Source organism: Mesorhizobium sp. M0898 (assembly GCF_040319695.1).
GTDB lineage: Bacteria > Pseudomonadota > Alphaproteobacteria > Rhizobiales > Rhizobiaceae > Mesorhizobium.
In genome coordinates this window covers 21,406-46,970 of record NZ_JAMYOE010000026.1, presented here as the reverse complement: position 1 = coordinate 46,970, position 25,565 = coordinate 21,406, and the positions used below count along the sequence as shown (strand labels likewise).

Sequence of the window (25,565 nt, the reverse complement as noted above, 5' to 3'; positions counted from 1 at the left end):
ACATTCGCCGGCCAGCGGCATATTTCACGATGAACAGAAAATCTGACCAGGCTCGCAAACAGTGAACGCAAAGCCCGATACGCCGCTTCTCGACAAGGTCCGCGTCCCAGCCGATTTGCGCACGCTTGCCGAAGGCGACCTGCCGCAGCTTGCGTCAGAGCTTCGCGCCGAACTGATCGACGTCGTTTCCCACACCGGCGGCCATCTCGGCGCCGGCCTTGGCGTGGTCGAGTTGACCGTCGCGCTGCACTACGTCTTCAACACGCCGGACGACCGGCTGATCTGGGACGTCGGCCACCAGGCCTATCCGCACAAGATCCTGACCGGCCGCCGCGACCGCATCCGCACGCTGCGCCAGGAGGGCGGCCTGTCCGGTTTCACGCGTCGCGTTGAGAGCGAATACGATCCGTTCGGCGCAGCCCACTCCTCGACCTCGATTTCAGCCGGCCTCGGCATGGCGATGGCGCGCGATCTGTCCGATGGCCGCAACAATGTCATTGCCGTCATCGGCGACGGCGCCATGTCGGCCGGCATGGCCTATGAGGCGATGAACAATGCCGGCGCACTCGATGCCCGGCTGATCGTCATCTTGAACGACAACGATATGTCGATCGCTCCGCCGACCGGCGCAATGAGCGCCTATCTGGCCCGTCTGGCGTCGGGCAAGACCTATCTGGGCTTGCGCGATTTCGGCAAGAAGCTGACGTCGTATCTCGGCGAGCGCGCCGATCGCGCCATCAAGCGAGCGGTCGAGCATGCGCGCGGTTACGTCACCGGCGGCACGTTGTTCGAGGAAATGGGGTTCTACCACATCGGCCCGATCGACGGTCACAACCTCGAGCACCTGATCCCGGTACTGAAGAACGTCCGCGACAATGCCGACGGCCCGGTGCTGATCCATGTCGTGACCCAGAAGGGCAAGGGCTACGCCCCGGCCGAGGCAGCGGCCGACAAATATCATGGCGTCAACAAATTCGACGTCATCACCGGCGCCCAGGCCAAGGCGCCCGCCAATGCGCCGAGCTACACCAAGGTGTTTGCCGAAAGCCTGATCCAGGAGGCCCGAGAGGACGACCGCATCGTCGCCATCACCGCCGCCATGCCGAACGGCACCGGGCTTGACCTGTTCGGCGAAGCGTTTCCGGCGAGGACCTTCGATGTCGGCATTGCCGAGCAGCATGCGGTGACCTTCGCCGCCGGCCTTGCCACGGAAGGCTTCAAGCCTTTCGCGGCGATCTACTCGACCTTTCTCCAGCGCGCCTACGACCAGGTCGTCCACGACGTGGCGATCCAGAAATTGCCGGTGCGCTTTCCGATCGACCGCGCCGGCTTCGTCGGCGCCGATGGTGCCACCCATTGCGGCGCCTTCGACACGACCTTCCTGGCGACGCTGCCCGGTTTCGTCGTCATGGCCGCGGCCGATGAGGCCGAGCTGCGCCACATGGTGCGTACCGCTGCAAGCTACGATGACGGCCCGATCGCCTTCCGCTACCCGCGCGGCAACGGCGTTGGTGTCGAGATGCCGCAACGCGGCTCGGTATTGGAGATCGGCAAGGGCCGGATCGTCAGGGAAGGCACCAAGGTTGCGCTGCTTTCCTTCGGCACCAGGCTGCAGGATTGCCTGGCCGCGGCCGAGGAGCTTGGCGCGGCCGGGCTTTCGACCACGGTCGCCGATGCCCGTTTTGCCAAGCCGCTCGATGAGGACCTGATCCGGCGGCTGGCCCGTTCACACGAGATACTGGTGACGGTGGAAGAGGGCGCGGTCGGCGGCTTCGCCAGCCATGTGCTGCAGTTCCTGGCCCATGAAGGGCTGCTGGAGAGCGGCTTGAAGGTGCGCCCGCTGGTGCTGCCCGATACATTTGTCGACCATGCCAAGCCGGAAAAGATGTATGCCGATGCCGGGCTGGACAGCGCCGGCATCGTGCGCACCGTGTTCGTGGCGCTGGGGCATACCGCGCAGGCCCAGCGCGCCTAGCTGTTAGACGCATTCCGGCGACGCCGAAGCGATTCAACTTGGCTGCAAGATGCTAGCCTGAATCAATATCTCAACTGCTTGAATCAAATTGCCGGCGAACAGTCGTAACATGCTGTTTACGCTGCCGTTTGGCGATTTGCTTACCGTGTCCTTTGGCCGTTCTTCAACGCTGCCCTGCTACAAGGCAACCAGGCAGGGGAAAGAAGACCAATGAGATCGCTTCTGGGCAGCATCGCGCTTGCGGCCATCTTCGCCGCGTCGGCCGGGGCCGAAACGCGCTACGACCGCAAACTCGAAGAGGCGGTGATGGGCATCGTCGCCGGCAAGATCGGCGAGATCCGCGGCGGCTTCTCCTACAGGCAGGCGCCGCAATTCGTCATCGTGCCCGATACCTTGCCGAAGGCGCCCAGTTCCGCTGACCGGCCGCGCATACAGGTCTCCGGCGACAGCAGCGACGGTCTGACGCCGGCCGTCGAACGGCGGGTTTCGCGGACCATATTCTAAAGCACGATCCCGAAGAGACTCTAGAAACTAGAACCACATATCCCGCACACAGCGACCATCTCTCGGCAAATCCTCGAATGCATCGAGACCATCGAAATGGTCGATCGGGAGATCGGCGACGGCCTCGGGCGGCGCAAGCCTCACATTGACGGCGATGCGGTAGCGCCCAGCCGCATCAGGATGCAAACCGCGCCAGGCCAGGACGCAAGCGCAGGTTGGGCAGAAGAGAATCTCAAGCGAAGGATGAGCCTTTCCGACGCGCCGATAGGCGCTTACGGGCCCGGCAAGGCGGATGCGTTCGTCGACATGGTCATAAGCCCAGAGCGTGCCGTAGCGACGGCAAAGTGTGCAATTGCAGGCAGTGATCGAACCGGGATCGCCCTCCAGGGTCCAGTGGGCTGCGCCGCAGTGACAGGTTCCCGTCAGCATGTTCCTCCTCCACGTTTCGACGGCTAAACGGCATCTCTTTCTTAGCATTGCGTCGGATCTCGTGCGAGGTTCGACAAACAGCGGAGTGGCTTGATGCGTTCACCCGTTTCCAACTATGCATTGTCTCATCGCCAATATCCTTGCCATCATCGTTGGCATTCGCCATGAAGGCCGATGACTTCCCTTCCGCCAGCCAGCATACGCCAGCGGCTCGACGAATTGCTCGTCCAGCGCGGTCTGTTTGCCAGCCGCTCGCGTGCCCGCGACGCGGTCGAGCGCGGCACCGTGACGGTCGATGGCATCGTTGCCCTCAAGCCGGGCCAGGCCGTTCTGCCTGAGTGCAACATTGTCGTTGACGATCCGGCGCAAGGTTACGTGTCGCGCGCCGCACTGAAGCTGAAGGCTGGTCTCGACCATTTCGCCCTCGACCCCACCGGCAACGAAGCGCTCGATGTCGGCGCCTCGACCGGCGGCTTCACGCAGGTGCTGCTCGAACGCGGCGCGGCGCATGTCACCGCGATCGATGTCGGGCATGGCCAGATGCACTCCGACATTGCCGGCGATCCGCGCGTGACGGTAGTTGAAGGCCTGAATGCGCGCGAACTATCGGCCGCCGATCTCGGCGGCCGTGTGCCGGATTTCATCGTCTCGGATGTCAGCTTCATATCGCTGAAACTGGCGCTGCCGCCGGCGCTTGCCTTGGCCAGGAACGGCGCAACAGCTGTGTTTCTGGTCAAGCCGCAATTCGAGGCCGGCCGCGAGGCGATCGGCAAGGGCGGCCTGCTTAAGGACCCCTATGATGCGGCGCGCATTGCCGGCCTGATGCAGGACTGGCTCGATGCCATTCCCGGCTGGCGCTCGCTGGGGCTTCATCTGTCACCGATAGAGGGCGGCGACGGCAACCGCGAGTTCCTGCTCGGCGGCATCAAGGACGTCGAGATCCAGAAGCGATGAGCACCCGTTTCACGATCGCAAGGTTGGGCTCGCAGGGCGACGGCATCGCCGAGACGGAAACCGGCGAGGTTTTCATTCCGTTCGCGCTGCCGGGAGAGGTGGTCACCGCCGCGCGGGAGAAAGATCGCGCCACCTTGATGTCGGTCCTTGAGGCTTCGCCGTTGCGGGTCGATCCGCCGTGCCGGCATTTCGGCGCATGCGGCGGCTGCGCCGTCCAGCATCTCGAGACTGAAGCCTATCACCGGTGGAAGCGCGAAAAGGTCGTGCATGCGCTGAAGAGCAAGGGCATCGCTTGCGACGTCGGGGCGCTGGTGCCGTGCGCGCCGCACACGCGCCGCCGCGTCGTCTTCACCGCCCGGCGGAGCGAGGCGCGAATGCAGTTCGGCTTCGTTCGCGCGCTGTCATCCGAGATCATCTCGATCGAGGAATGCCCGATCTCGGCGCCGCAGATCGTCGCTGCGCTCGACCGTTTGAGGATGCTTGCCGGACTGATCTGCACCACGACCAAATCGTTCCACATGGCGGTGACGGTGACCGGTTCCGGCCTCGATGTCGCGGTTCACGATTCCGGCAAACTCGGCGAGAACCAGCGCCGCGTCGCTTCCAACTTCGTCATCGCCGAGGGGCTGGCCAGGCTGTCGGTCGACGGCGAGATCATTATCGAACCAAACAAACCGGTCGTCCTGTTTGGTGGCGTCGCCGTCGCAGTGCCTCCGGACGCTTTCCTGCAGGCGACCGAGGCTGCCGAACAGGCGATGGCCAACATTGTCGGCCAGCATTTCGCGCGCGCCAAAAAGGTCGCCGATCTGTTCGCCGGCTGCGGCAGCTTCGCGCTGCGCCTGGCCGCAAGATCGGAGGTTCACGCGGTGGAAGGCGATGCGGCAGCACTCGCGGCGCTCGACCGGGCATTCCGTTTCGCCAGCGGCCTGAAGCGGGTGACCGGCGAACGTCGCGACCTGTTCCGGAGGCCGCTCACATTCAAGGAGTTGAATGCCTTTGACGGCGTTGTCTTCGACCCGCCTCGCGCCGGCGCCGAGGACCAGTCGAAGCAGATCGCGCGCTCCGACGTGCCGCTCGTCGCCGCGGTGTCTTGCAATCCGGTAACGCTGGCGCGGGACCTACGCATCCTCATGGACGGCGGCTATACCCTGAAGAGCGTGACGCCGATCGACCAGTTCCTGTGGTCGCCGCATGTCGAGGCCGTGGCGCTGTTGGAGAAGCCGAGACGAAGACGCTAGCAGCCAGGGCCTGAAACGCGCACCAAAAAAGCACATTTTTAGCGCACGTCGTTCAGACCGTGCTAGGGAATTGCCACGAGCACCGCAGCCTTCGAAATTTCGCCATCGTGCTTCGGCGAGGAGCGGGCGCCGTTTCTCTCGCCAAGGCGGGTCGCTGAACTGCTAGGGGTCAATACGACAGAACTGGCGGGGCTGACCGGTCTCGCGCGCAACACGCTTGCCGCCGAGTCCGGTGCGCGCAAGGTCGACGCCGCATTGAGTCCCATCGTCCGTATCCTGGCGATGGCCGGCGAGATGGCCGGTGATGAACATCGTGCGGCGATCTGGTTCAAGCATCAGCCGATCCCCGGTTGGGCCGGAAAGACCGCCTACGATCTGGTTCGCGAAGGCAAGACGGACAAGGTGCTTGCCTATCTGGAGGCAGTCCGCTCCGGCATCTATGCCTGAAACCAGGCTGACCCTGTGGCGCGCTTTTGTGCCGCGCTGGGCCGCTGTGAGCTGCTATGCTTCTTGCACGCGTTCGTATCCGGCCGCCTTCGCGGCCCTGACGAACTTGCGGTCAAAAGTCGCGAAGCCAACGCAGTGAGCGGACTTGCCCAGATGCAGCGCATCAGCGAAATCCAACCCCTGTTCCGAGAGGTCGAGCGCGGACGACACGACCGCCCCGTCTTCCACCTCTACCGTGGGAAGCCCGCCAAACACCCGTAGCGTACGGGCGATTTCAAGCGGCGCAAAACCGTAGGCGCTGCGCAACACCCATTCGACTTCCAGCATCACCGTGACGGCGACAAAGACCGGCTGGCTATCGATCAGCGCCCGGGCGCGGGAAGACTGCGACGGGTGATCGCCCGTCAGGTAGCGGACGATCAGGTTGGTATCAATTGCGAGCATGGCGCCGCCGCGCTTCGGCGAGCACGCCCGCGTCCATTTCCTCCAACGTCTTCGGCCTGCCACTATAGCGCAGCGATCCAAACACGTCCTCTGGCCGTGTCTCGGCGAAGACTGGCGCAGGCTTCAGTAGCACGCCCTCCGGGGTATCCTCGACCAGAAGGCGTGTGCCGGCATGCCATTCCCTCCGTTTCCGGATCGCGCTGGGCAGGATGACCTGTCCCTTGGTCGAGACCGTAGTTACGAGCTTCTTTGCGGCAGCCATCTGCGCACGTCCTTAGGTGTAAGACGAATGTAAGATAGTCGAAGCTCTCCGCAAATTCAAGGCGCAAGCTACTCCTACTTCAATGCAGTGGGCGGCGGGGATTGGTTGTTCCGGAGCGGCGATAATTCGGCGTCAACTCCATCAAACCCTGGTGCCGCCGACTGTCATCTGGTTCATCCTGAGATGCGGCTGGCCGACGCCGACCGGCACGCCCTGTCCGGCCTTGCCGCACATGCCGATGCCGGTGTCGAGCTTCATGTCGTTGCCGATCATCGCCACACGATGCATGGCATCCGGCCCGTTGCCGATCAGCATGGCGCCCTTGATCGGTTGCGTCACCTTGCCGTTCTCGATCATGTAGGCTTCGGTGCAGCCGAACACGAACTTGCCCGAAGTGATGTCGACCTGGCCGCCACCGAACGACACGGCATAGATGCCGTTCTTGACCGAGGCGATGATCTCGTCCGGCTCCATGTCGCCCGCTGTCATGTAGGTGTTGGTCATGCGCGGCATAGGCTCGTGCGCGTAACCTTGGCGTCGCCCGTTGCCGGTGGCTTTCATGCCCATCAGCCGGGCGTTCTGGCGGTCCTGCATGTAGCCGACCAGCTTGCCATCGTCGATCAGCACGTTATGGGCCGATGGCGTGCCCTCATCGTCGACGGTAAGCGAGCCACGCCGCTCGGGCAGGGTGCCGTCATCAACGACGGTGACGCCTTTCGCTGCCACCTGCTGGCCAAGCAGGCCGGCAAAGGCCGACGTCTTCTTGCGGTTGAAATCGCCTTCCAGCCCGTGGCCGACGGCCTCGTGCAACATGACGCCCGGCCAGCCGCTCGACAGCACGATGTCGAAAGTGCCGGCAGGTGCTGGAACCGCTTCGAGATTGACCAGCGCTTGCCGCAATGCCTCCTTGGCCGCGTGCCGCCAGCTGTCCTCGATCAGGAATTCACCAAAATCCTTGCGGCCTCCCATGCCATAGGAGCCGCTCTCCTGGCGGTCGCCGTCGCCGACCACCACCGACACGTTGATCCTGACCAGCGGACGGATGTCGCGCACCATCTGGCCGTCGGCGCGCATGATCTCGACATGCTGCCAGGAGGCGGCGAGCGACGCCGTCACCTGCCTGACGCGCGGATCCTCGGCCCGCAGCCATGCATCGATTTCCTGAAGCAGCTTGGCCTTGGCCTCGAAGGAAGGCGAGGGGATAGGGTTTCCGTCGCCGTAGAGGTGGCGGTTGGTGCGGGCAGGCGCTGCGGCAAGCGTGCCGGAATAGCCGCTCTTCACCGTCGAAACGGCATCGGCGGCGCGCAGCAGCGAGGCTTCGGAGAGATCGCTGGAATGGGCGTAGCCGCTGGCTTCGCCGGCGACGGCGCGCAGGCCGAAACCCTGGTCGGTGTTGAAATTCGCGGTCTTCAGCTTGCCATTGTCGAACATCAGCGATTCGCTTTCGCTATATTCGAGAAACAGTTCGCCGTCGTCGGCGCCGTTAATAGTCTCGGCAACGATTTGCTTGATGCGATCGTCGGAAATGTCAAATTGGCCGATCAGGCTGTTCATGGCAGGTCCATTCGCAGGAGGATTGTTTCCCACGATGTAGGCGCGAAGGCCCGCACAGACAATCTGAAATGAGATTTGCCGTGACCTCGGCCGGTCAACATCACTGGATCGTCTTACAAGACCCAGTCTCAAGGCAGGGCGGCAAAGCCGTCGGCGAAACCCTTGAGGTCGACGGGAATGCCGATGCCCTCTTCCGGCGTCTGGAAGACGATGAAGGTGGCGGACGTACCAGTCTTCAGCGTGTCGAGCAGCGGCTTTTCCAGGATGACCTCGGCATAGCAGCCGTCCTGGAAACAGCGCACGAAATAGGCGCGGCCGATATCCTTGCCGTCGACATTGAGGCCGAGGCCGTTCGGCAACAGCACGCCGAGCGGCGCCAGCACACGCAGGATTTCGGCCTTGTTGTCGGCTGTGCGCAGCACGACGACGGAAAGACCCATTTCCGGACGGTCCTCGGCGACGACGTTCTGCATCATCACGCATTGTTCGGATGTAGCACCGGCGGGCGTATCGCAGATGATCGACCACGCCCCATGCGTTGACTTCACCGTGCCGCTTGGCTGCGCGGCATTGGCCAGGCCGGCACCGGACAAGCCTATTGCGGCGGCAACAAAGATGACCTTCGCCAAGGTTCTCGAAAGCCAAGGGTTCATGACGGCTCCATTGCGAATCACGGCACTTTAAGCCGCACTAAACCCAAGTAAAGGACGAGACCCCGGCGATCTGCCCCGACACAGGCAACAATGCGCTTTTCCGTGCCAATTTCGCCCTAATTGCGACGGTTCCGCGCGCCGCGCAGCTCATTCTACCCGGATGCCGCTCTGGTGATTCGCGGCGAGCCGTCACCGCACGAAGCCAGCGCCGCGCTTGCGCGCAAAAATGCCGCACGGGTTCCGGCGCTCCTTTCTTGCGGAGGCAAATAGAGTATGGTTTGAACCAGCCTTGAATTGTCCGGGATTCCCGTCCCGGCATTGTTCGACATTCTTGCGGTCCGATCGCGAGGAACTGGGAGATGACGAGGGCGATGAGAAAATTCCTGGCAACCGCCAAAATCGTAGCTAGTGCCGCCGCCACGTTGTTTGCCGCTGCATCCGCTCATGCAGCCCAGCCCCAACCTTGGGAAACCAGTTTTCAGCCTCCGGCGACCGACATTATGCGGCAGATCGAGTGGTTCGGGAACTACTCGTTCGCGTTCATCATTGTGATCACCGCCTTGGTGCTTTTCCTGATTGCCTACTGCATTTTGCGGTTCCGGGCGAGCGTCAACCCGACGCCGTCGCGCACCAGCCACAACACGCTGATCGAGGTCATCTGGACTGTCGGTCCCGTCGTCATCCTGCTCTGTCTCGCCATTCCTTCGTTCCAGCTGCTGACCGCGCAATACACGCCGCCGGAAGAAGCCAAGCTGACCGTCAAGGCGACCGGCAATCAGTGGAACTGGGACTACGAATACCAGGTCGACAACACGCTTTCCTTTAATTCCGCGATCCTTCAGGATGCCGACAGGGCTGCTGCCGGCAAGGAAGATCGCGCCGCGTATCCGCGCCTGCTCGCCGTCGACAATGAGATGGTGGTGCCGGTCAGCACCATGACCCGCGTGCTGGTGACGGCGACCGACGTCATTCACGCCTTTGCCATGCCGTCCTTCGGCATCAAGACCGACGCGGTGCCGGGCCGCATCAACGAGGTCTGGTTCAAGGCCGACAAGGAAGGCCTCTATTACGGCCAGTGCTCGGAACTCTGCGGCAAGGACCACGCCTTCATGCCGATCGCCATTCGCGTCGTCTCCGATGCACAATACAAGACCTGGCTGGCGGCAGCCAAAACCGACCTTCCCGGCGCCAACAAGGCGCTGATGGCCGAGGTCGATGGCACGAACAAGGTAGCGGCCGCCGGCAATTGATGCCGCGACCAGAAAAGATTCAGGGAACGGAGCCGACCATGGCGCACGCTGCAGCTCACGACGACCACGACCACAAGCCGTATCATGGCTGGGTCCGGTGGGTGTATTCGACCAACCACAAGGACATCGGTACGCTTTATCTGATCTTCGCGATCATGGCGGGCTGCATCGGTGGCGCCTTGTCGGTCGTCATGCGCATGGAATTGCAGGAGCCGGGCATCCAGATATTCACTGGCCTGGCGCAGATGGTCTACGGCATGAATGGCGACGCCGCCATCGACGGGGGCAAGAGCATGTACAATGCTTTCACCACCGCGCATGCGCTGATCATGATCTTCTTCATGGTGATGCCGGCGCTGATCGGCGGCTTTGCCAACTGGATGGTGCCGATCATGATCGGCGCGCCGGATATGGCCTTCCCGCGCATGAACAACGTCTCGTTCTGGCTGCTGCCGCCGGCTTTCATCCTGCTGATTTTCTCGGCCTTCGTCCCGAGTGCGCCCGGCGCCTACGGCGTCGGCGGCGGCTGGACGCTTTATCCGCCATTGTCGACATCGGGCCAGCCCGGACCGGCCATGGACCTGGCGATCCTGTCAATCCACATCGCCGGCGCCTCCTCGATTCTTGGCGCCATCAACTTCATCACCACCATCTTCAACATGCGCGCGCCCGGCATGACCATGCACAAGATGCCGCTTTTCGCCTGGTCTGTGCTGATTACCGCCTTCCTGCTGCTTCTGTCGCTTCCGGTGCTGGCCGGCGGCATCACCATGCTGTTGACCGACCGCAATTTCGGCACCACCTTCTTCGCCCCGGACGGTGGCGGCGATCCGATCCTGTTCCAGCACCTGTTCTGGTTCTTCGGCCATCCGGAGGTCTACATTCTGATCCTGCCGGGTTTCGGTATCATCAGCCATATCATCTCGACCTTTTCGAGGAAGCCGGTGTTCGGCTATCTCGGCATGGCCTATGCGATGGTAGCCATCGGCGCGGTGGGCTTCATCGTCTGGGCCCACCACATGTACACGACGGGCCTATCGCTCGACACCCAGCGCTATTTCGTCTTCGCCACCATGGTCATCGCGGTGCCGACGGGTGTGAAGATCTTCTCGTGGATCGCCACTATGTGGGGCGGGTCGATTTCGCTCAAGACCCCGATGCTGTGGGCGATCGGCTTCATCTTCCTGTTCACTGTTGGCGGCGTCACCGGCGTGCAGCTGGCCAATGCCGGCCTCGACCGCCCGCTGCACGACACCTATTTCGTGGTCGCGCACTTCCACTACGTGCTGTCGCTGGGCGCGGTCTTCGCGATCTTCGCCGGCTGGTACTACTGGTTCCCGAAAATGACCGGCTACATGTATTCGCCGGTGATCGCGAACACCCACTTCTGGGTCACTTTTGTCGGCGTCAACCTGGTCTTTTTCCCGCAGCACTTCCTCGGCCTTTCCGGTATGCCGCGTCGCTATATCGACTATCCGGATGCCTTCGCCGGCTGGAACATGGTGTCGTCCTACGGCTCGTACATCTCGGCTATCGGCGTCGTCATCTTCCTGTTCGGCGTCTTCGAGGCGTTCCAGAAGAAGCGGGTCGCCGGCGCCAATCCTTGGGGCGAGGGTGCGACCACGCTGGAATGGCAGCTGCCTTCGCCGCCGCCGTTCCACCAGTGGGAACAGTTGCCGAAGATCAAGTAGGCGGTTGCCTCCTTTAATACGGAGCCGCCGGCCGACCGGCGGTTTTGGCCAACGGAATGATGGACTTAAGTACGCATGGCCCTTGCCGAAGACAGACTGATTGACGAGCCGGGCTTCCGCATGTCGGAAGCGACGGCGGGCGATTTCTTCGCCCTGCTGAAGCCGCGCGTCATGTCGCTGGTGGTGTTCACTGCGTTTGTCGGCATGGTCGCCGCTCCGGTGACCATCAATCCGCTGCTGGCGGTGATCGCGATCCTAGCTATTGCCATCGGCGCCGGCGCCTCCGGTGCGCTCAACATGTGGTATGACGCAGACATCGATGCGGTGATGACGCGCACCGCCGGCCGTCCCGTGCCGGCCGGCCGTATCCGGCCAGGCGAGGCATTGAGTTTCGGGCTGGTGCTGTCGGTTCTGTCGGTGATGACGCTCGGCGTGCTGGTCAACTGGTTGGCAGCATCGCTTCTGGCCTTCACCATCTTTTTCTATGCCGTCATCTATACGATGTGGCTGAAGCGCTGGACGCCGCAGAACATCGTCATCGGCGGGGCTGCCGGTGCCATTCCGCCGGTCATAGGCTGGGCGGCGGTAACCGGATCGGTCAGCCTCGAAAGCTTGGTGCTGTTCCTGGTCATCTTCCTGTGGACGCCGCCACATTTCTGGGCGCTCGCGCTGTTCAAGTCGGAGGACTACGCCAAGGCAGGCATTCCGATGATGCCGAATGTCGCCGGCCAGGCCTCGACCAGACGCCAGATCTTTGCCTATGCGCTGGTCCTCGCGCCGGTTGGCGTGCTGCCCTGGGTTCTCGGGTTCACCACGCCGGTCTATGGCATCGTTGCATTGCTGCTCGGCGCCGGCTTCGTCTGGTATGCGTGGAGGGTGCTGCAAATGGCCGATGACGACCGGGCGATGAAGCCGGCCAAGGCCTTGTTCGGCTATTCGCTGCTCTATCTCTTCGCCATCTTCGCCGCCTACCTTGGCGATTGTGTCGTCGCGCGCGCGCTGACCATTGGTGGAGCATGAGCATGGCCGAAAAGAAGCTTGAACTGGTCACGTTGACCGAACGTCAGCAGAAGGCCCGCCGCAATCGCTCGGCCGCAATCGGTTTCGCGCTGGCGGCGCTGGTCGTCATATTCTACGTCGCGACCATCGTGAAATTTGGTCACAGTTTCCCCGGCTCGATGTGAGCTTAACATGACCAGGCAAACAGTCACCGATCCTAAGAAGAAGAATACGAACCGCGTCGTCGCCGGCGTCTGCATCGCGTTCTTCGGCGGCATGATCGGCATGGCCTACGCCGCGGTGCCGCTCTACGCGATGTTCTGCCAGGCGACAGGCTACGGCGGCACCGTCAAACGGGCGACCCAGCAATATGCCGATCGGGTGCTCGATCGCGACATCACCATCCGCTTCGACGCCAACACCGCCGGCGTTCCCTGGCAATTCCAGCCGGTCGCTCGCTCGATCACCATCAAGATCGGCGAAACCGCCGAGGCGCATTTCAGCGCGACCAACAAATTCAGCCGTCCCATCACTGGACGCGCCACCTTCAACGTGCAGCCGGAACTGGCCGGACCTTACTTCAACAAGGTCGAGTGTTTCTGCTTCACCGACACGACGCTGAAGCCGGGCGAGACACTGGACATGCCGGTCGTCTTCTATGTCGATCCCGACATCGTCAACGCGCCGGAATTGAAGGATCTGACGACGATTACCCTGTCCTACACGATGTTCCCGGTCGACAAGACCAAGCCGGTCGCATCATCGGTGCCGGCCGACGGCCGCCGCAACAAGATTTCAGATACCGAAGCAAGCCTCGGGGGTTGATATGGCAGACGCGCACGCAAAACCACAACATGACTACCACCTCGTCGACCCGAGCCCGTGGCCGTTCCTGGGCTCCGTCGGGGCGCTGGTGACCGCGTTCGGCGGCGTCTGTTACATGCAATACCTCAAGGGCGGCGATTTCCCGATCTTCGGTTTCAATGTCGCCAATCCATGGCTGTTCTTCATCGGCCTGCTGATCGTCATCTACACGATGTTCGCCTGGTGGTCGGATACGATCAAGGAGGCGCATGAGGGACACCACACCCGTGTCGTGTCGCTGCATCTGCGCTACGGCATGATCATGTTCATCGCCTCCGAGGTGATGTTCTTCGTCGCCTGGTTCTGGGCCTTCTTCGACGCCAGCCTGTTTCCGGGCGAGGTCCATCAATACGCCCGTACTGCCTTCACCGGCGGCGTCTGGCCACCCAAGGGCCTCGAAGTTCTCGACCCTTTCCATCTGCCGCTCTACAACACCGTCATCCTGCTTCTGTCGGGTACCACGGTGACCTGGGCGCACCACTCGCTCATCCACGGCGACCGCAAGGGCCTGATCAATGGCTTGGTGCTGACCGTCGGCCTCGGCATGCTGTTCACGATGGTGCAGGCCTACGAGTACATGCACGCGCCGTTCGGCTTCAGGGATTCGATCTACGGCGCCACCTTCTTCATGGCGACCGGCTTCCATGGTTTCCACGTCATCATCGGCACGATCTTCCTGTTGGTCTGCCTGATCCGCGCCATAAAGGGCGATTTCACGCCCAAGCAGCATTTCGGCTTCGAGGCCGCCGCCTGGTACTGGCACTTCGTGGACGTGGTGTGGCTGTTCCTGTTTGCCTCGATCTACGTCTGGGCATCGAACGGCGCGATGATCGAACCGCACTGAGATCGAACTGAGGAAATCGACAAGGCGGCTGCGGCGACGTGGCCGCCTTATCTTTTGCGGCAAATGCTCCTAGGATGATCCCATGAGCGACGACAAGGCGATCTGGCCACCAATCGATCCGATCTCGGCCGGCTTGCATGGCCGCTGCCCCCGCTGTGGCGAGGGCAAGCTGTTCTCCGGGTTCCTCACGGTCGGCAATCGCTGCAGCAATTGCGGCCTCGATTATTCTTTCGCCGATGCTGGTGACGGGCCGGCGGTGTTCGTTATCCTGATCATCGGCTTCATCGTCGTCGGCCTGGCGTTGTGGATGGAGGTGACGCTCAATCCACCGCTTTGGCTGCATCTGCTGCTGTGGATTCCGCTGACGCTGGTGCTTTGCCTGGCGGCGCTCCGGCTGATCAAGGGCGTGCTGCTGACGCTGCAATACCGCAACAAGGCGGCCGAGGGCCGGCTGGACCGCGGCGAATGAGCGAGGCATCAGGTTCGGTGGCCGGCCGGTCGCGGCCCAAGCGCGCATTGGCGCTCGGCCTGGGTATCGTCGTGTTTTTGATCCTGCTGGCGCTCGGCACCTGGCAGGTTCAGCGCCTGCACTGGAAAGAGGGCCTTCTCCAGACGATCGACCAGCGCACGCATTCGGCGCCCGTGCCATTGGCCGAGGTCGAAAAGCGGTTTGCTGCCGCCGGCGACGTGGACTACACGCCGGTGATAGTGACCGGCACTTTCCTGCATCAAGACGAGCGGCATTTCCTCGCCACCTGGGAAGGCCAGTCCGGTTTCGACGTTTTCACGCCGCTGCAGCTCGACGATGGCCGTTTCGTGCTGATCAACCGCGGCTTCGTGCCCTACGATTTCAAGGATCCAGCCAAGCGGCCGCAGGGGCAGGTAATGGGCAAAGTGACGGTGACGGGGCTCGCCCGCAACCCGCTGCCGGCCAAGCCCTCGATGATGCTTCCCGACAATGACCCGCAGAAGAACATCTTCTACTGGAAGGACCGTGACGCGATGGCCTCGAGCGCCGGCCTGCCGACAGGTGCGGCGCTGGTGCCGATCTTCATCGATGCGAACGCCACGCCCAACCCCGGCGGGCTGCCGGTTGGCGGTGTCACCGTCATCGACCTGCCGAACAGCCATCTGCAATATGCGATAACCTGGTACGGCCTTGCCGCCGCCCTTGCCGGCGTCCTGATCTCCTGGCTCCGCCGCCCGGCGAAAGACCAATGATCGCCGCCACTACCCTTGACAGGGCAGGGCCGCGCACCTCATTTCGCGCCTTGAGCTCAGAAGTCATAGTCCGATCAACCGGCCCACAATCAGCGTAAGATGCAATCATGCTTCACACAAAGCCGCCGCTGACCATCCGGCTCTGCCAGCCCCGCGGTTTCTGTGCGGGCGTTGACCGTGCCATCCAGATCGTCGTGCTGGCGCTGAAGAAATACGGCGCGCCGGTCTATGTCCGCCACGAGATCGTGCACAACCGCTACGTCGTCGAAGGGCTGCAAAGCCTCGGCGCGGTGTTCATCGAGGAGCTCTCCGAGATCCCGCCCGAGCATCGCCAGAGCCCGGTCGTCTTTTCGGCGCATGGCGTGCCGAAATCGGTGCCGGCCGACGCCCAGTCCCGCAACCTGTTCTATCTCGACGCGACTTGCCCGCTGGTCTCGAAAGTCCACAAGCAGGCGATGCGCCATCAGCGGCTTGGCCGCCACGTGCTCTTGATCGGCCATGCCGGGCATCCGGAGGTGATCGGCACAATGGGCCAGTTGCCGGACGGCGCGGCAACTCTGATCGAGACCGAGGCCGACGCCGCAAGCTTCGTGCCCGCAGACCCACAAGCGCTCGGCTTCGTCACCCAGACGACGCTGTCGGTCGAGGATACCGCCGGTATCATCCGCGCCCTGCAGCAGCGTTTTCCCGAGCTGCACGCGCCGGCGGCGGAATCGATCTGTTATGCCACCACCAATCGCCAGGAAGCGGTCAAGGAAACAGCGGCCGGCGCCGATCTCTTCCTGGTTGTCGGCGCACCTAACTCGTCCAACTCGCGGCGCCTGGTCGAAGTGGCCGAGCGCGCCGGCGCCTCGATGTCGCTTCTCGTGCAGCGCGCCTCCGAAATTCCGTGGAATGAGATTGCCGGCATTTCGACGCTCGGCCTGTCGGCGGGCGCCTCGGCGCCGGAGATCATCGTCGACGAGATCGTCGATGCGTTCAGGCAGCGCTTCGACGTGACCATCGAGCTGGCCGTGACGGCGACGGAGACGGAGGACTTTCCGGTGATGCGGGTGTTGCGCGATGTCGAACTGACGGCTGCCGACATGGCCTTCGTCAACGGGGCCGCGTAGCAACGATGGCGGTTTACACCGACGTCAACGAGGGCGAGCTCGGCGCATTCCTCAGGAACTATCCGGTCGGCGACCTCTTGTCCTACAAGGGCATCGCCGAAGGCACCGAAAACTCGAATTTTCTGCTGCACACCAGCAGCGGCTCCTACATCCTGACGCTTTACGAGAAGCGCGTCGACAAGGCTGACCTGCCGTTCTTTCTCGGCCTCATGGCCCACCTCGCCAGAAAGGGCATTTCGTGTCCGCTCCCGGTCACCGCACATGATGGCGGCGTGATCGGAACACTTGCCGGCCGGCCGGCGGTCATCATCACCTTTCTCGAAGGCCTGTCGCTGCGGCGGCCGACGGCTGCACATTGCGGCGAGGTCGGCAAGGCGCTGGCGGCACTGCATCTCGCCGGCGCGGATTTTCCGATGACCCGCCCCAACGCCCTTGCCATCGATGGCTGGCGCAAGCTGTGGAATGCCGCCCGCGCCCGCGCCGACGAGGTCGAGCCGGGACTGGCGGCCGAGGTCGATGCCGATTTCGCCGATTTCGAGCGGAACTGGCCGAACGATCTGCCGCAAGGCATCATCCATGCTGATCTTTTCCCGGACAATGTGTTTTTCCTCGGCGAGAAACTGTCCGGGCTGATCGACTTCTATTTCGCCTGCAACGACCTCTATGCCTATGACGTTGCCACGTGCCTGAACGCCTGGTGCTTCGAGAAGGATTTTTCCTTCAATCTGACCAAGGGCACGGCGCTGCTTGCCGGCTACCAAAGCGTGCGGCCGTTGAGCAGTGACGAGAAAGCTGCGCTGCCGATGCTGGCGCGCGGTTCGGCGCTGCGCTTCATGCTGACCCGGCTCTACGACTGGCTGACGGTCCCGGACGGCGGCCTGGTGATGAAACGCGACCCGACCGAGTATATCCGCCGGATGCGCTTCCACCGGGCGATCAACTCTCCTTCCGAATATGGACTGACATGACCAAGCGCGTTGAAATCTTCACCGATGGTGCCTGTTCGGGCAATCCCGGGCCTGGCGGCTGGGGCGCAATCCTGCGCTTCAACGGCGCAATCAAGGAGCTCCATGGTGGCGAGGCTCTGACCACCAACAACCGCATGGAATTGTTGGCGGCCATCTCGGCGCTCAATGCGCTCAAGGAGCCTTGCGTCGTCGACCTTTATACCGACAGCAACTACGTCAAGGACGGCATTTTCGGCTGGATCGACGGCTGGAAGCGCAACGGCTGGAAGACGGCCGCCAGGCAGCCGGTGAAGAATGCCGAGCTGTGGCAGCAGCTCGACGCTGCGCGCAACCGCCACCAGGTCACCTGGCATTGGGTCAAGGGCCACGCCGGCCATCCCGAGAACGAGCGCGCCGACGAATTGGCGCGGCTCGGCATGGCGCCATTCAAGACGAAGTCGGCGAAGCCCGTGCTCGCGTCCGTGCCGCCGGAGGAAGGCACCCACTCCAGGCAATCGGCGGCCAAGAAGGTTCGGCGCTCGACCCAGAGTTATTGATCCGGTTGAACTGGCGTGTCAGCGGATCAGAAGAGCGGTGCCGAACAGTCCGATGGCAAACACCGTATGCGACACAAGATTGAGGGCGCGGACCTGCATCGGATTGGGCCGCTTCGAAGCGGCCCAGCCGGCGCCCATGCCGGGCGCCAGCAGAAACCACCCGGCGCCGACGGTGACGATGCCGAGCATAAAAGCCGGCAGGAAGGTCGGCGCGGTGAGCCAGGCCGTTCCGGCCAGCACGACCAGTATGACGCCGTAGACGATGCCGACAGCATAATGAAAGGCCCAGCCAAGTACTGATTCATGCGGGTAGGGAGAGGCCTCGCCAATGTCGTCATGGAAGACCTTGCCTTCCCTGAGATGCCAGACCCAGCGGCCGACCAGCCCCCAGTTCGGCCGCGGCTGAGCAAACGCCTTGTTCAGGAAAATCGCCCAGACATCCATAAGCGCGGTTGCGCCGATGCCGATCGCGACGCTGCGCCAGACGATGTCAGACATAATCGAGGTCCCCAGAAGCAAGCAGTCCCGAAGGGCCGACGCATGGTCCCGAAAAACCGGGTCGGCTTTCGGAAGGATCATGCGCCGATGCAAAAGTCAGCGTCCTTTGGACGTTGAGCGCTCGAAGGCGCCCTTTGCCGTGCCTGGCCTAGGCTGTCGCCAGGACGGAAAGCTGTCCGAGAATGTGAGCCGCACCGGATTCGTCGACGCCGGGCTTTGTCTCGACATTGAGTGCGGTGACCTTGCCGTCATCGACGATCATCGAAAAACGCTTCGAGCGTAGCCCCATGCCGCCGCTGGAGAGGTCGGCGTCGAGGCCGACGGATTTGGCGAAATCGCCATTGCCATCGGCAAGATAAAGGATTTTGCCTTCACCGCCGCTGAAGCGGGCCCAGGCCCCCATAACGTGAACATCGTTGACCGAGACAACGGCGATAGTGTCGACGCCGCGCGCCAGGATGGCGTCGTAATTGTCCAGGTAGCCGGGCAGATGATTGTTGCTGCAGGTCGGCGTGAAGGCGCCTGGAACGCCAAACAGCACGACCTTCTTTCCTGAGAATAGCTCGCCCGTCGTTATCGGCTTTGCACCGTCGGCGGTCATTGTCTTGAAGGTCGCATCGGGCAGTTTGTCGCCAACGGAGATCGTCATGATGGTCCTCGCTTGGAAATGGAAGGGAGTGTCCTTGCGATAGCGAATTAAGGCGCGCCCGGCAACCGTCCAGACGTTGGCATCACGGGAATGGCAACAGGCCTTCGACCGCGCCTGCGGCACTTGTCAGCGTGTAGTGCAGGCCGCCATCGGTTGGCGTTGTCGACGGCCTGTCGAGGATCGGCACAGTAAAGATGAGCTTGCCATCCTTTTCGGTGCGTGCCGGGGCACCGAACATGTAGTCGCGTTCGCCGGCAACGAAGAAGTCGGCGCCCTCGGGGCTGCCCGGAAAGCTCGCTTCGACAATCAGCGTTTCGTGGTCGCCCGGCAGTACGTTTATGCCGAAATCGGGCGTTGCCGTGGCGGGCAGGGTGGCAAGGCCTGCCTTGACCAGTGCCGCGTCCTCGGCGTTGTCCGGATCGGCGCCGGGATCGACGGTCAGCCTTGTCTGCACCGGGATGCAGATGGTTTCGCAGATGCCGAGGAAAATGTCCGCATCGATGACGGCCGGCTGGCCGGGCGCGGCAAGCGTAAACGTCACCGGCAACGAAACCGGGTGGTCGTAGCCGGCCCATTTGCCATAGCCGTCGTCATGGCGCTGCGGCGGCGGAAACGAAAGCGTCGCGTCGGCAATGTTGGTGCTGGCCGAGACGTCGATCTGTGGCGGCACGCCCGCATCGCCCGGATCGCGCCAATAGGTCTTCCAGCCGGGCTTCAGCGCAATGTCGAGGACGCCCTGGAGACGCCCGGCCTCATCGGCCTTGCCGCTCGTCACCAGCCGCACCCTGCCGCCTTCGCTATTGTACCAGGCCGATGAGGAGGCTGAGGCGGGGAGGCCGGTCGCCGATCCAATGGCCACGCCAAGCAGCAGGATTTTCAAGATTTGCATGGCAATGATTTGATCGTCTGTTGATGGCCGCACAATGATTTCATGACGCCGCCGGCATCATATTTGCGTGACCTTCGATTTACGAGCCTGATCAAATCGGGCGCCGCCCATCTTTTCGACGCCCCGGAAACGCGTTACGCTGTGGCCATGGATTTGTTGCGCCATAAAAGGACGGCCGCAGGACCCGGCGTTCTCGACGACCAGTTCCTGATTGCCATGCCCGGCATGAAGGACGACCGCTTCACGCGCTCCGTCATCTACATTTGCGCGCACAGCGACGAAGGCGCGATGGGGCTGATCATCAACCAGACGCAGCAGATGCTGTTTCCGGACCTGCTCGTGCAACTCGGCATCATGAACGAGCTGGAGGCAATTCGCCTGCCGCCGCCGGCGCGCGACTTCGTCGTGCGCAATGGCGGACCGGTGGATCGTAGCCGCGGCTTCGTTCTGCATTCGGGCGACTACCGGGTGGAATCCTCGCTCGCCGTGTCCGACGATGTCTGTCTGACCGCGACCGTCGACATATTGCGCGCCATCTCCTCCGGCCGCGGACCCCGGCAGGCTCTGATGGCGCTCGGCTATGCCGGCTGGGGTGCGGGCCAGCTTGAAAACGAGATCGTCGAGAATGGCTGGCTGACTTGCCCGGCAAGTGCCGAGCTTCTGTTCGACGCCGACATCGATCGCAAATATGACCGGATCCTCGCCTCGATCGGCATTGATCTCGCGCATCTCAGCCTGGCTGCCGGTCACGCCTGAACCTCATTACGTCCTGAAACTTGTCACGCTTGGGTCAACGGATACTGTTCCTTCAGCGTCTTCAGCACCTGGTCGCCCGGCATCGGCGCGCCGAACATGAAGCTCTGCACGTACTCGCAGCCCATCTGCCGCAACTCCAGCGCATCGCTCTCGTCCGAAATGCCTTCGGCGACAACCGACAGGCCGAGTTCATGCGCCATATTGACCATGGATTTGAGCAGCACCGCACGTTTCGGCGTCGCGTCGTCGACGAAGCTCTTGTCGATTTTGATGGTGTCGAACGGAAAGCGCGTCAGATAGGCCAGCGATGAATAGCCGGTGCCGAAATCATCCAGCGACAGGCCGATGCCAAGCTGCTTCAGCTTGGTCAGCACATGGGCGGTCTGCTCGGGATTGTCCATCACCAGCGATTCGGTGAGTTCGAGCCGGAAGCAGCGCGGTTTCAGGTTGGCTCGCGCGATCACCGAGCGGACGTCGCTGACCAGGTCGCGGCGGATGAGCTGACGGCTGGACAGATTGACCGAGACCGACAGCGGCGCATCGCCGATCTGCTTTTGCCATCCCGCCAGGTCTTCGGCAGCCTGTTGCATGGCGAACAGCCCAAGCTGCACGATCAGGCCGCAGTTTTCGGCGACCGGAATGAAATCCGCCGGCGGGATCATGCCGCGACGCGGATGGTCCCAGCGCAGCAGCGCTTCGAAGCCTGCGACGCTGCCGTCCTCCAGCCGCACGATCGGCTGGTAGGCAAGCGTGAATTCGCGTCGTTCGATGGCGCGGCGCAGATCGGACTCGAACTGCAGCCGGTCGGTGCCGACGGTGCGGAAGGCGGGACGGAATGGCTCGATCCGGTCGCCGCCGAAGCGCTTGGCCTGATGCATGGCAAGCTCGGCATCCTTGACCATGTCCTCGGCTGAGGTCTGCGTGGCGGTCCAGGTGATCAGCCCGATCGAGGCGGTCAGCACGATCTCGCGCTTGGCGAAGGTGATCGGGTTGTTGATGGCGTGCTTGATGGCATCGGCAATGCCCGCGATGCGAGCCGGATCTTGCTCCGACAAAAGCATCAGCGCGAACTGGTCGCCGGCAAAGCGCGACAGCGAATCCTTCGGCTTGAGCAGTCGGTGCAGCCGCCGCGCGATGGTCAAAAGGATGGTATCGCCGGCCGAGATGCCGAGCCCGTCATTGACCTGCTTGAAGCGGTCGATGTCGATGACGAAGACGGTCGGGCGCACCTTCTCTTCGGTGCGGGCGATCGAAATGATCGCCTCCAGCCGGTTCATGAACAGCTCGCGGTTGGGCAGGCCGGTCAGATTGTCGTGCACGGCGTCATGCAGCAGCCGTTCCTCGGACTTCTTCTGCTCCGTCACGTCGACCATGGTGCCGACGCAGCGGATGACCTCGCCGTCCGAGCCGATCACCGGCCGGGCGCGCAGCGAAAACCAGTGATAGTGCCCGTCGGCGCCGCGCAGGCGGAAGTTTTGCGACACCCGGCCGCGCCGGTGCTCGAGCACCACGTCGAGCGTCGTGCGAAACGTGTCGCGGTCGTCGGCATGCAGCACCGGCAGCCAGTTGCGGGCGGGCCCGCCGAGACTGTTGGGGGCAAGGCCGAGCTGAATGCTGACGTCGGGACGAGTGACGACGCGGTCGCGCAGCACGTCCCAGTCCCACACGGTATCGCCCGATCCGGCAACCGCCAGCGCCTGGCGCTCGAGATCGGAGAACAGGCCCTGATGCAGGGCGCCGCCGGCAAAAGCGTGCTGCATCACCGTGAAGCCGATCAGCAGGATGATGAGGATCAGCCCGCCGCCCAGCGCCGGCTGAGCGATATCGTTGTCCAGCATGCCGGTGATCGCCATCCACGATCCGCATAGCCACAGCAGAACCATCACCCAACTGGGCACCAGCATGATGGCGCGGTCGTAACCACGGATACCGAGGAAGATGATCAGGCCGAGCCCGGTCAGCGCGGTGGCGGCGAAGGACAGCCTGGCAATGCCGGCGGCAACCGCCGGATCGATGATGGCGACACCGGCGATCAGCACCAGCCCGAGAATCCAGACCAGCGCGCCGTAGCTGAAATGGCCGTGCCACCGGTTGAGGTTGAGATAGGCAAACAGGAACACCACGAAGGTCGCCGCGAGCGCCACCTCCGTTCCGGCGCGCCACATCTGCTCATTGCCCGGTGAGATCTCTATGATCTTGTTGAGAAAGCCGAAATCGACGCAGATATAGGCAAGCACCGCCCACGCTAGGGCCGCCGTTGCCGGGAACATCGAGGTCCCCTTGACGACGAAAAGGATGGTCAGGAACAGCGCCAGCAGGCCGGCAATGCCGATGACGATGCCACGAAACAGCGTGTAGGAATTGACCGAGTCCTTGTAGGATTCAGGGTCCCACAGATAGACCTGCGGCAGCTTGGGCGAGGCGAGCTCGGCGATGAAGGTAATCACCGTTCCCGGGTTCAACGTCACCCGGAAGACGTCGGCGTCGGGGCTGGTCTGGCGGTCGAGCGCAAAGCCTTCGCTGGGCGTGATCGCGGCGATACGGGTCGAGCCGAGATCCGGCCAGAACAGGCCGGAATTCACCAGCCGGAAATGCGGTGCGACAATCAGCCTGTCGAGCTGCTGGTCGGTGGTATTGGCCAGCGCGAACACCGCCCAGTCACCGCTCGAGCGCGCATCATTTGCCTCGACCTCGATGCGCCGCACGATGCCGTCCGGGCCTGGCGCGGTCGACACCTGAAAATTCTCGCCCTGGTTCCGGTAGATCAAGACGGCCCCCGAAAGATCGAGCGCAACGTCGTCGCGGGCGATCTTGATCGGTTCTACGGCAAACGCCGAGGATCCCGCGCAGAGCGTGACGATTGCCGCTAGCATAAAGGCAAGCAGCGACCCCTTGCGCAGAAAATTCGTCAAAATCAGCCCTTTGTTCCAACGCCCGGCGGATCGTCCGCGATTCGGGCGTATAGGTAATGGTCCTGCCAGATGCCGTTGATCCTGAGATAGGATCGTAGCAGTCCTTCGCGCCGGAATCCGGCTTTTTCAAGCACGCGGATCGACCGGGCGTTATCGGGGATACAGGCAGCTTCGATCCGGTGCAATCGCAGCGTTTCGAAGGCGAAACGCGTCACCACTTTGACGGCATCGGTCATCAGGCCGCGTCCGCTGAAGCGCTCGCCGATCCAGTAGCCGATATGGCCGCTTTGGGCGACCCCGTGGCGGATATTGCCGAGGGTGATACCGCCGGCCAGCTTGCCGCTGCTTTTCTCGAAGATGAAGAAGGCGATCGCCGTCCCCTGCGCGTAGTCCTCGCGGTAGCGCCCGATACGATGCCGCCACGCCGTGCGGTCGAGTTCGTCAGGGGTCCATCGCGGCTCCCACGGCTCAAGGAAGGCGCGGCTTTCACTGCGCAGCACCGACCACTCGCGATAGTCGTTGGTCAGCGGTACGCGCAGCGTGACAAGCTCGCCCTTCAGTGCCGGCAGGTCGCGGCGAAAGAAAGGGAGCGCGAACACGACGCTCGAGTAGGCTTAGACGGCGAGCTTGCGGGCAGTGGTCTGCGTGCCCGAAAGCGAATCGAGGATCGCCTCATAGGGCGCGAGCGTACCCACCGGCCCGACGGCTGTAAGCGTCGGCTTGGTCGAAAAAAGCCGCGACGACAGGTCCGTCAGCCGCTCGACCGTCAGCGCCGACAGCCGCTCCATCAACTCTTCCTTGGCGATCGGCCTGCCGAACAGAAGCAACTGCCTGGCGATCTGCGAGGCGCGGCTGGCCGGGCTCTCGGCCGACATGATCAGCCCGGCGCGGTACTGCGCACGCGCCCGGTCGAGCTCCTCCTGCAGGATGTTTTCACCGGCCTTTTGCAGCTCGTCGATGATCACAGGCACCAGCTCGGCAATATCGCTTTGTCCGGTCGCCGCATGGACCCCGAAGACGCCCGTGTCGGAAAAACCCCAATGGAAGGCATAGACCGAATAGCACAGGCCGCGTTTTTCGCGGACTTCCTGGAAAAGTCGCGACGACATGCCGCCGCCCAGGATCATCGACAGGACCTGGGAGGCATAGAAATCGCGGACGTGATAGGCGCGGCCCTCGAAACCCAGCACGATCTGGGCGTCCATCAGGTCGCGGTCCTCGCGAAAATCGCCGCCGACGTACTGCGCATATTGCGGGATGGTGCCGTCGGCCTTGCCGCGGAAGCTGCCGAGACGCTTTTCGACCTCCCGCACGAAATCGTCGTGCTTGATATCGCCGGCCGCCACGATCACCATGTTCTCGGCGCCGTACTGTCGTTCGATGAAGTCGTGCAACTGCTTCGAAGTGAAGGATTTGACGGTCTCCGGCGTGCCAAGAATCGAGCGGCCGATAGTCTGGTGGCGGAAGGCGGTCTCGGTAAAGTGATCGAAAACGACGTCGTCGGGCGCATCGTGCGCGGCGCCGATCTCCTGCAGAATCACATGCTGCTCTCGTTCCAACTCCTGCGGATCGAATTCGGATTCCTGCAGGATGTCGGAAAGGATATCGACGGCCAGCGGCACGTCGTCGCTCAGAACCCTTGCATAATAGGAGGTCGTCTCGACGCTGGTGGCGGCATTGATCTCGCCGCCGACGTCCTCGATCTCCGAGGCGATCTCGAAGGCGCTTCGCCGACTGGTGCCCTTGAAAGCCATGTGCTCGAGCAAGTGCGCCATTCCGTGCTCTTCGTCACGCTCGTTGCGTGCGCCCGACTTAACCCAGGCGCCAAGGGCAACAGATTCGAGGCTTGGAAGGGTTTCGGTGGCGACTGTCAGGCCGTTCGACAGACGGCTTACCTCAACACCCATATGGCAATT

At 62.9% G+C, this 25,565-nt stretch carries 28 protein-coding genes; 17 read left to right on the top strand and 11 right to left on the bottom strand.

The features are described from left to right. Positions 1-61 precede the first annotated feature (61 nt). Positions 62-1,975, top strand: coding sequence for a 1-deoxy-D-xylulose-5-phosphate synthase (gene dxs, locus NKH90_RS23280; protein WP_023674120.1), 1,914 nt, complete (start codon positions 62-64; stop codon positions 1,973-1,975). 210 nt (positions 1,976-2,185) lie between these two features. Then, the gene (locus tag NKH90_RS23275; RefSeq protein ID WP_352821154.1) at positions 2,186-2,479 is read left to right on the top strand and encodes a hypothetical protein; all 294 of its coding nucleotides are present in this window, start codon (positions 2,186-2,188) and stop codon (positions 2,477-2,479) included. Positions 2,480-2,506: 27 nt separating this feature from the next. Here NKH90_RS23275 and NKH90_RS23270 read toward each other — a convergent pair whose 3' ends face one another. After that, positions 2,507-2,908 carry a GFA family protein gene (locus NKH90_RS23270; RefSeq protein ID WP_352449893.1) on the bottom strand — a complete coding sequence of 134 codons (402 nt, stop codon included), beginning with the start codon at positions 2,906-2,908 and terminating at the stop codon, positions 2,507-2,509. Positions 2,909-3,082: 174 nt separating this feature from the next. Between NKH90_RS23270 and NKH90_RS23265 the strand changes: the two genes are divergently transcribed. The 3 genes from NKH90_RS23265 to NKH90_RS23255 all read left to right on the top strand — a co-directional run bounded on the left by NKH90_RS23265 (position 3,083) and on the right by NKH90_RS23255 (position 5,547). Beyond that, positions 3,083-3,862: a TlyA family RNA methyltransferase gene (locus NKH90_RS23265; RefSeq protein WP_352821151.1), complete on the top strand. Its 780-nt coding sequence runs from the start codon at positions 3,083-3,085 to the stop codon at positions 3,860-3,862. Next, a complete protein-coding gene (locus NKH90_RS23260) occupies positions 3,859-5,100 on the top strand; it encodes a class I SAM-dependent RNA methyltransferase (RefSeq protein ID WP_352821149.1) in 1,242 nt (413 codons plus the stop codon). The genes NKH90_RS23265 and NKH90_RS23260 overlap by 4 nt, the downstream gene beginning before the upstream one ends. Before the next feature lie 96 nt (positions 5,101-5,196). Further along, positions 5,197-5,547 (top strand): antitoxin Xre/MbcA/ParS toxin-binding domain-containing protein, encoded by a 351-nt coding sequence (locus NKH90_RS23255; protein ID WP_502898868.1) that lies wholly within the window; start codon positions 5,197-5,199, stop codon positions 5,545-5,547. A 54-nt stretch (positions 5,548-5,601) separates the two neighbouring features. Here NKH90_RS23255 and NKH90_RS23250 read toward each other — a convergent pair whose 3' ends face one another. The 4 genes from NKH90_RS23250 to NKH90_RS23235 all read right to left on the bottom strand — a co-directional run bounded on the left by NKH90_RS23250 (position 5,602) and on the right by NKH90_RS23235 (position 8,460). Continuing rightward, positions 5,602-5,991, bottom strand: a complete 390-nt coding sequence (locus NKH90_RS23250; protein ID WP_352501958.1) for a type II toxin-antitoxin system VapC family toxin — start codon at positions 5,989-5,991, stop codon at positions 5,602-5,604. Beyond that, positions 5,978-6,253, bottom strand: coding sequence for an AbrB/MazE/SpoVT family DNA-binding domain-containing protein (locus NKH90_RS23245; RefSeq protein WP_352449889.1), 276 nt, complete (start codon positions 6,251-6,253; stop codon positions 5,978-5,980). The genes NKH90_RS23250 and NKH90_RS23245 overlap by 14 nt, the downstream gene beginning before the upstream one ends. 141 nt (positions 6,254-6,394) lie before the next feature. Then, positions 6,395-7,807, bottom strand: coding sequence for a metalloprotease TldD (tldD, locus tag NKH90_RS23240; protein WP_352501957.1), 1,413 nt, complete (start codon positions 7,805-7,807; stop codon positions 6,395-6,397). 128 nt (positions 7,808-7,935) lie between these two features. Beyond that, complete coding sequence (locus NKH90_RS23235) at positions 7,936-8,460, bottom strand: invasion associated locus B family protein (RefSeq protein WP_352449887.1); 525 nt, start codon at positions 8,458-8,460, stop codon at positions 7,936-7,938. 371 nt (positions 8,461-8,831) lie between these two features. Between NKH90_RS23235 and coxB the strand changes: the two genes are divergently transcribed. From coxB to rnhA, 11 genes are all read left to right on the top strand, one after another. Continuing rightward, the gene (gene coxB / locus NKH90_RS23230; protein ID WP_031211057.1) at positions 8,832-9,710 is read left to right on the top strand and encodes a cytochrome c oxidase subunit II; all 879 of its coding nucleotides are present in this window, start codon (positions 8,832-8,834) and stop codon (positions 9,708-9,710) included. A 38-nt stretch (positions 9,711-9,748) separates the two neighbouring features. Continuing rightward, entirely contained in the window at positions 9,749-11,401 is a 1,653-nt protein-coding gene (ctaD, locus tag NKH90_RS23225; protein WP_352470655.1) for a cytochrome c oxidase subunit I, read from the top strand. A gap of 75 nt (positions 11,402-11,476) precedes the next feature. Next, positions 11,477-12,421, top strand: coding sequence for a heme o synthase (locus NKH90_RS23220; protein ID WP_352470654.1), 945 nt, complete (start codon positions 11,477-11,479; stop codon positions 12,419-12,421). Further along, positions 12,418-12,585, top strand: coding sequence for a cytochrome c oxidase system small membrane protein (locus tag NKH90_RS23215; protein ID WP_023674135.1), 168 nt, complete (start codon positions 12,418-12,420; stop codon positions 12,583-12,585). Before NKH90_RS23220 ends, NKH90_RS23215 begins: the two co-directional genes overlap by 4 nt. 7 nt (positions 12,586-12,592) lie before the next feature. Further along, the gene (locus NKH90_RS23210; protein WP_352593359.1) at positions 12,593-13,225 is read left to right on the top strand and encodes a cytochrome c oxidase assembly protein; all 633 of its coding nucleotides are present in this window, start codon (positions 12,593-12,595) and stop codon (positions 13,223-13,225) included. 1 nt (position 13,226) lies between these two features. Continuing rightward, entirely contained in the window at positions 13,227-14,108 is an 882-nt protein-coding gene (locus tag NKH90_RS23205) for a cytochrome c oxidase subunit 3 (protein ID WP_352449883.1), read from the top strand. 82 nt (positions 14,109-14,190) lie between these two features. Next, complete coding sequence (locus NKH90_RS23200) at positions 14,191-14,577, top strand: DUF983 domain-containing protein (RefSeq protein WP_352449882.1); 387 nt, start codon at positions 14,191-14,193, stop codon at positions 14,575-14,577. Continuing rightward, positions 14,574-15,329, top strand: a complete 756-nt coding sequence (locus tag NKH90_RS23195; RefSeq protein ID WP_352821147.1) for an SURF1 family protein — start codon at positions 14,574-14,576, stop codon at positions 15,327-15,329. Before NKH90_RS23200 ends, NKH90_RS23195 begins: the two co-directional genes overlap by 4 nt. A gap of 107 nt (positions 15,330-15,436) precedes the next feature. Then, complete coding sequence (gene ispH, locus NKH90_RS23190) at positions 15,437-16,441, top strand: 4-hydroxy-3-methylbut-2-enyl diphosphate reductase (RefSeq protein WP_352821145.1); 1,005 nt, start codon at positions 15,437-15,439, stop codon at positions 16,439-16,441. Positions 16,442-16,446: 5 nt separating this feature from the next. Continuing rightward, positions 16,447-17,409 carry a homoserine kinase gene (locus NKH90_RS23185; protein WP_352821143.1) on the top strand — a complete coding sequence of 321 codons (963 nt, stop codon included), beginning with the start codon at positions 16,447-16,449 and terminating at the stop codon, positions 17,407-17,409. Continuing rightward, positions 17,406-17,945 carry a ribonuclease HI gene (gene rnhA, locus NKH90_RS23180; RefSeq protein ID WP_352470651.1) on the top strand — a complete coding sequence of 180 codons (540 nt, stop codon included), beginning with the start codon at positions 17,406-17,408 and terminating at the stop codon, positions 17,943-17,945. Before NKH90_RS23185 ends, rnhA begins: the two co-directional genes overlap by 4 nt. Positions 17,946-17,963: 18 nt before the next feature. Here rnhA and NKH90_RS23175 read toward each other — a convergent pair whose 3' ends face one another. The 3 genes from NKH90_RS23175 to NKH90_RS23165 all read right to left on the bottom strand — a co-directional run bounded on the left by NKH90_RS23175 (position 17,964) and on the right by NKH90_RS23165 (position 19,981). Then, positions 17,964-18,443, bottom strand: a complete 480-nt coding sequence (locus NKH90_RS23175) for a DUF2938 domain-containing protein (protein WP_352470650.1) — start codon at positions 18,441-18,443, stop codon at positions 17,964-17,966. 148 nt (positions 18,444-18,591) lie between these two features. Next, a complete protein-coding gene (locus NKH90_RS23170; RefSeq protein ID WP_352470649.1) occupies positions 18,592-19,092 on the bottom strand; it encodes a peroxiredoxin in 501 nt (166 codons plus the stop codon). 82 nt (positions 19,093-19,174) lie between these two features. Beyond that, on the bottom strand, positions 19,175-19,981 hold the full coding sequence (locus NKH90_RS23165; protein ID WP_352821140.1) for a protein-disulfide reductase DsbD domain-containing protein: 807 nt from the start codon (positions 19,979-19,981) through the stop codon (positions 19,175-19,177). Positions 19,982-20,128: 147 nt separating this feature from the next. Here NKH90_RS23165 and NKH90_RS23160 point away from each other — a divergent pair, with 147 nt between their 5' ends. Next, positions 20,129-20,737 (top strand): YqgE/AlgH family protein, encoded by a 609-nt coding sequence (locus NKH90_RS23160; RefSeq protein ID WP_352821222.1) that lies wholly within the window; start codon positions 20,129-20,131, stop codon positions 20,735-20,737. A 23-nt stretch (positions 20,738-20,760) separates the two neighbouring features. Here the strand turns inward: NKH90_RS23160 and NKH90_RS23155 are convergent, their stop codons facing one another. Genes NKH90_RS23155 through NKH90_RS23145 form a run of 3 tightly spaced genes read right to left on the bottom strand, consistent with a single transcriptional unit; the run spans position 20,761 to position 25,556 of the window. Next, positions 20,761-23,649, bottom strand: a complete 2,889-nt coding sequence (locus NKH90_RS23155; RefSeq protein ID WP_352821138.1) for an EAL domain-containing protein — start codon at positions 23,647-23,649, stop codon at positions 20,761-20,763. A gap of 2 nt (positions 23,650-23,651) precedes the next feature. Then, complete coding sequence (locus tag NKH90_RS23150) at positions 23,652-24,248, bottom strand: GNAT family N-acetyltransferase (RefSeq protein ID WP_352449873.1); 597 nt, start codon at positions 24,246-24,248, stop codon at positions 23,652-23,654. A gap of 15 nt (positions 24,249-24,263) precedes the next feature. Beyond that, entirely contained in the window at positions 24,264-25,556 is a 1,293-nt protein-coding gene (locus tag NKH90_RS23145; RefSeq protein WP_352821136.1) for a M16 family metallopeptidase, read from the bottom strand. Positions 25,557-25,565 lie beyond the last annotated feature (9 nt).

What these genes read in the sequence shown, in the direction of transcription:
- tldD (WP_352501957.1), bottom strand. Translation starts at nt 7,807, where the DNA reads ATGAACAGCCTGATCGGCCAATTTGACATTTCCGACGATCGCATCAAG.
- NKH90_RS23250 (WP_352501958.1), bottom strand. Translation starts at nt 5,991, where the DNA reads ATGCTCGCAATTGATACCAACCTGATCGTCCGCTACCTGACGGGCGAT.
- NKH90_RS23215 (WP_023674135.1), top strand. Translation starts at nt 12,418, where the DNA reads ATGAGCATGGCCGAAAAGAAGCTTGAACTGGTCACGTTGACCGAACGT.
- NKH90_RS23200 (WP_352449882.1), top strand. Translation starts at nt 14,191, where the DNA reads ATGAGCGACGACAAGGCGATCTGGCCACCAATCGATCCGATCTCGGCC.
- NKH90_RS23275 (WP_352821154.1), top strand. Translation starts at nt 2,186, where the DNA reads ATGAGATCGCTTCTGGGCAGCATCGCGCTTGCGGCCATCTTCGCCGCG.
- NKH90_RS23195 (WP_352821147.1), top strand. Translation starts at nt 14,574, where the DNA reads ATGAGCGAGGCATCAGGTTCGGTGGCCGGCCGGTCGCGGCCCAAGCGC.
- NKH90_RS23205 (WP_352449883.1), top strand. Translation starts at nt 13,227, where the DNA reads ATGGCAGACGCGCACGCAAAACCACAACATGACTACCACCTCGTCGAC.
- ispH (WP_352821145.1), top strand. Translation starts at nt 15,437, where the DNA reads ATGCTTCACACAAAGCCGCCGCTGACCATCCGGCTCTGCCAGCCCCGC.
- NKH90_RS23265 (WP_352821151.1), top strand. Translation starts at nt 3,083, where the DNA reads ATGACTTCCCTTCCGCCAGCCAGCATACGCCAGCGGCTCGACGAATTG.
- coxB (WP_031211057.1), top strand. Translation starts at nt 8,832, where the DNA reads ATGAGAAAATTCCTGGCAACCGCCAAAATCGTAGCTAGTGCCGCCGCC.
- NKH90_RS23270 (WP_352449893.1), bottom strand. Translation starts at nt 2,908, where the DNA reads ATGCTGACGGGAACCTGTCACTGCGGCGCAGCCCACTGGACCCTGGAG.
- ctaD (WP_352470655.1), top strand. Translation starts at nt 9,749, where the DNA reads ATGGCGCACGCTGCAGCTCACGACGACCACGACCACAAGCCGTATCAT.
- NKH90_RS23220 (WP_352470654.1), top strand. Translation starts at nt 11,477, where the DNA reads ATGGCCCTTGCCGAAGACAGACTGATTGACGAGCCGGGCTTCCGCATG.
- NKH90_RS23175 (WP_352470650.1), bottom strand. Translation starts at nt 18,443, where the DNA reads ATGTCTGACATCGTCTGGCGCAGCGTCGCGATCGGCATCGGCGCAACC.
- NKH90_RS23170 (WP_352470649.1), bottom strand. Translation starts at nt 19,092, where the DNA reads ATGACGATCTCCGTTGGCGACAAACTGCCCGATGCGACCTTCAAGACA.
- NKH90_RS23245 (WP_352449889.1), bottom strand. Translation starts at nt 6,253, where the DNA reads ATGGCTGCCGCAAAGAAGCTCGTAACTACGGTCTCGACCAAGGGACAG.
- NKH90_RS23235 (WP_352449887.1), bottom strand. Translation starts at nt 8,460, where the DNA reads ATGAACCCTTGGCTTTCGAGAACCTTGGCGAAGGTCATCTTTGTTGCC.
- rnhA (WP_352470651.1), top strand. Translation starts at nt 17,406, where the DNA reads ATGACCAAGCGCGTTGAAATCTTCACCGATGGTGCCTGTTCGGGCAAT.
- NKH90_RS23145 (WP_352821136.1), bottom strand. Translation starts at nt 25,556, where the DNA reads ATGGGTGTTGAGGTAAGCCGTCTGTCGAACGGCCTGACAGTCGCCACC.
- NKH90_RS23260 (WP_352821149.1), top strand. Translation starts at nt 3,859, where the DNA reads ATGAGCACCCGTTTCACGATCGCAAGGTTGGGCTCGCAGGGCGACGGC.
- NKH90_RS23185 (WP_352821143.1), top strand. Translation starts at nt 16,447, where the DNA reads ATGGCGGTTTACACCGACGTCAACGAGGGCGAGCTCGGCGCATTCCTC.
- NKH90_RS23210 (WP_352593359.1), top strand. Translation starts at nt 12,593, where the DNA reads ATGACCAGGCAAACAGTCACCGATCCTAAGAAGAAGAATACGAACCGC.
- NKH90_RS23160 (WP_352821222.1), top strand. Translation starts at nt 20,129, where the DNA reads ATGGATTTGTTGCGCCATAAAAGGACGGCCGCAGGACCCGGCGTTCTC.
- NKH90_RS23165 (WP_352821140.1), bottom strand. Translation starts at nt 19,981, where the DNA reads ATGCAAATCTTGAAAATCCTGCTGCTTGGCGTGGCCATTGGATCGGCG.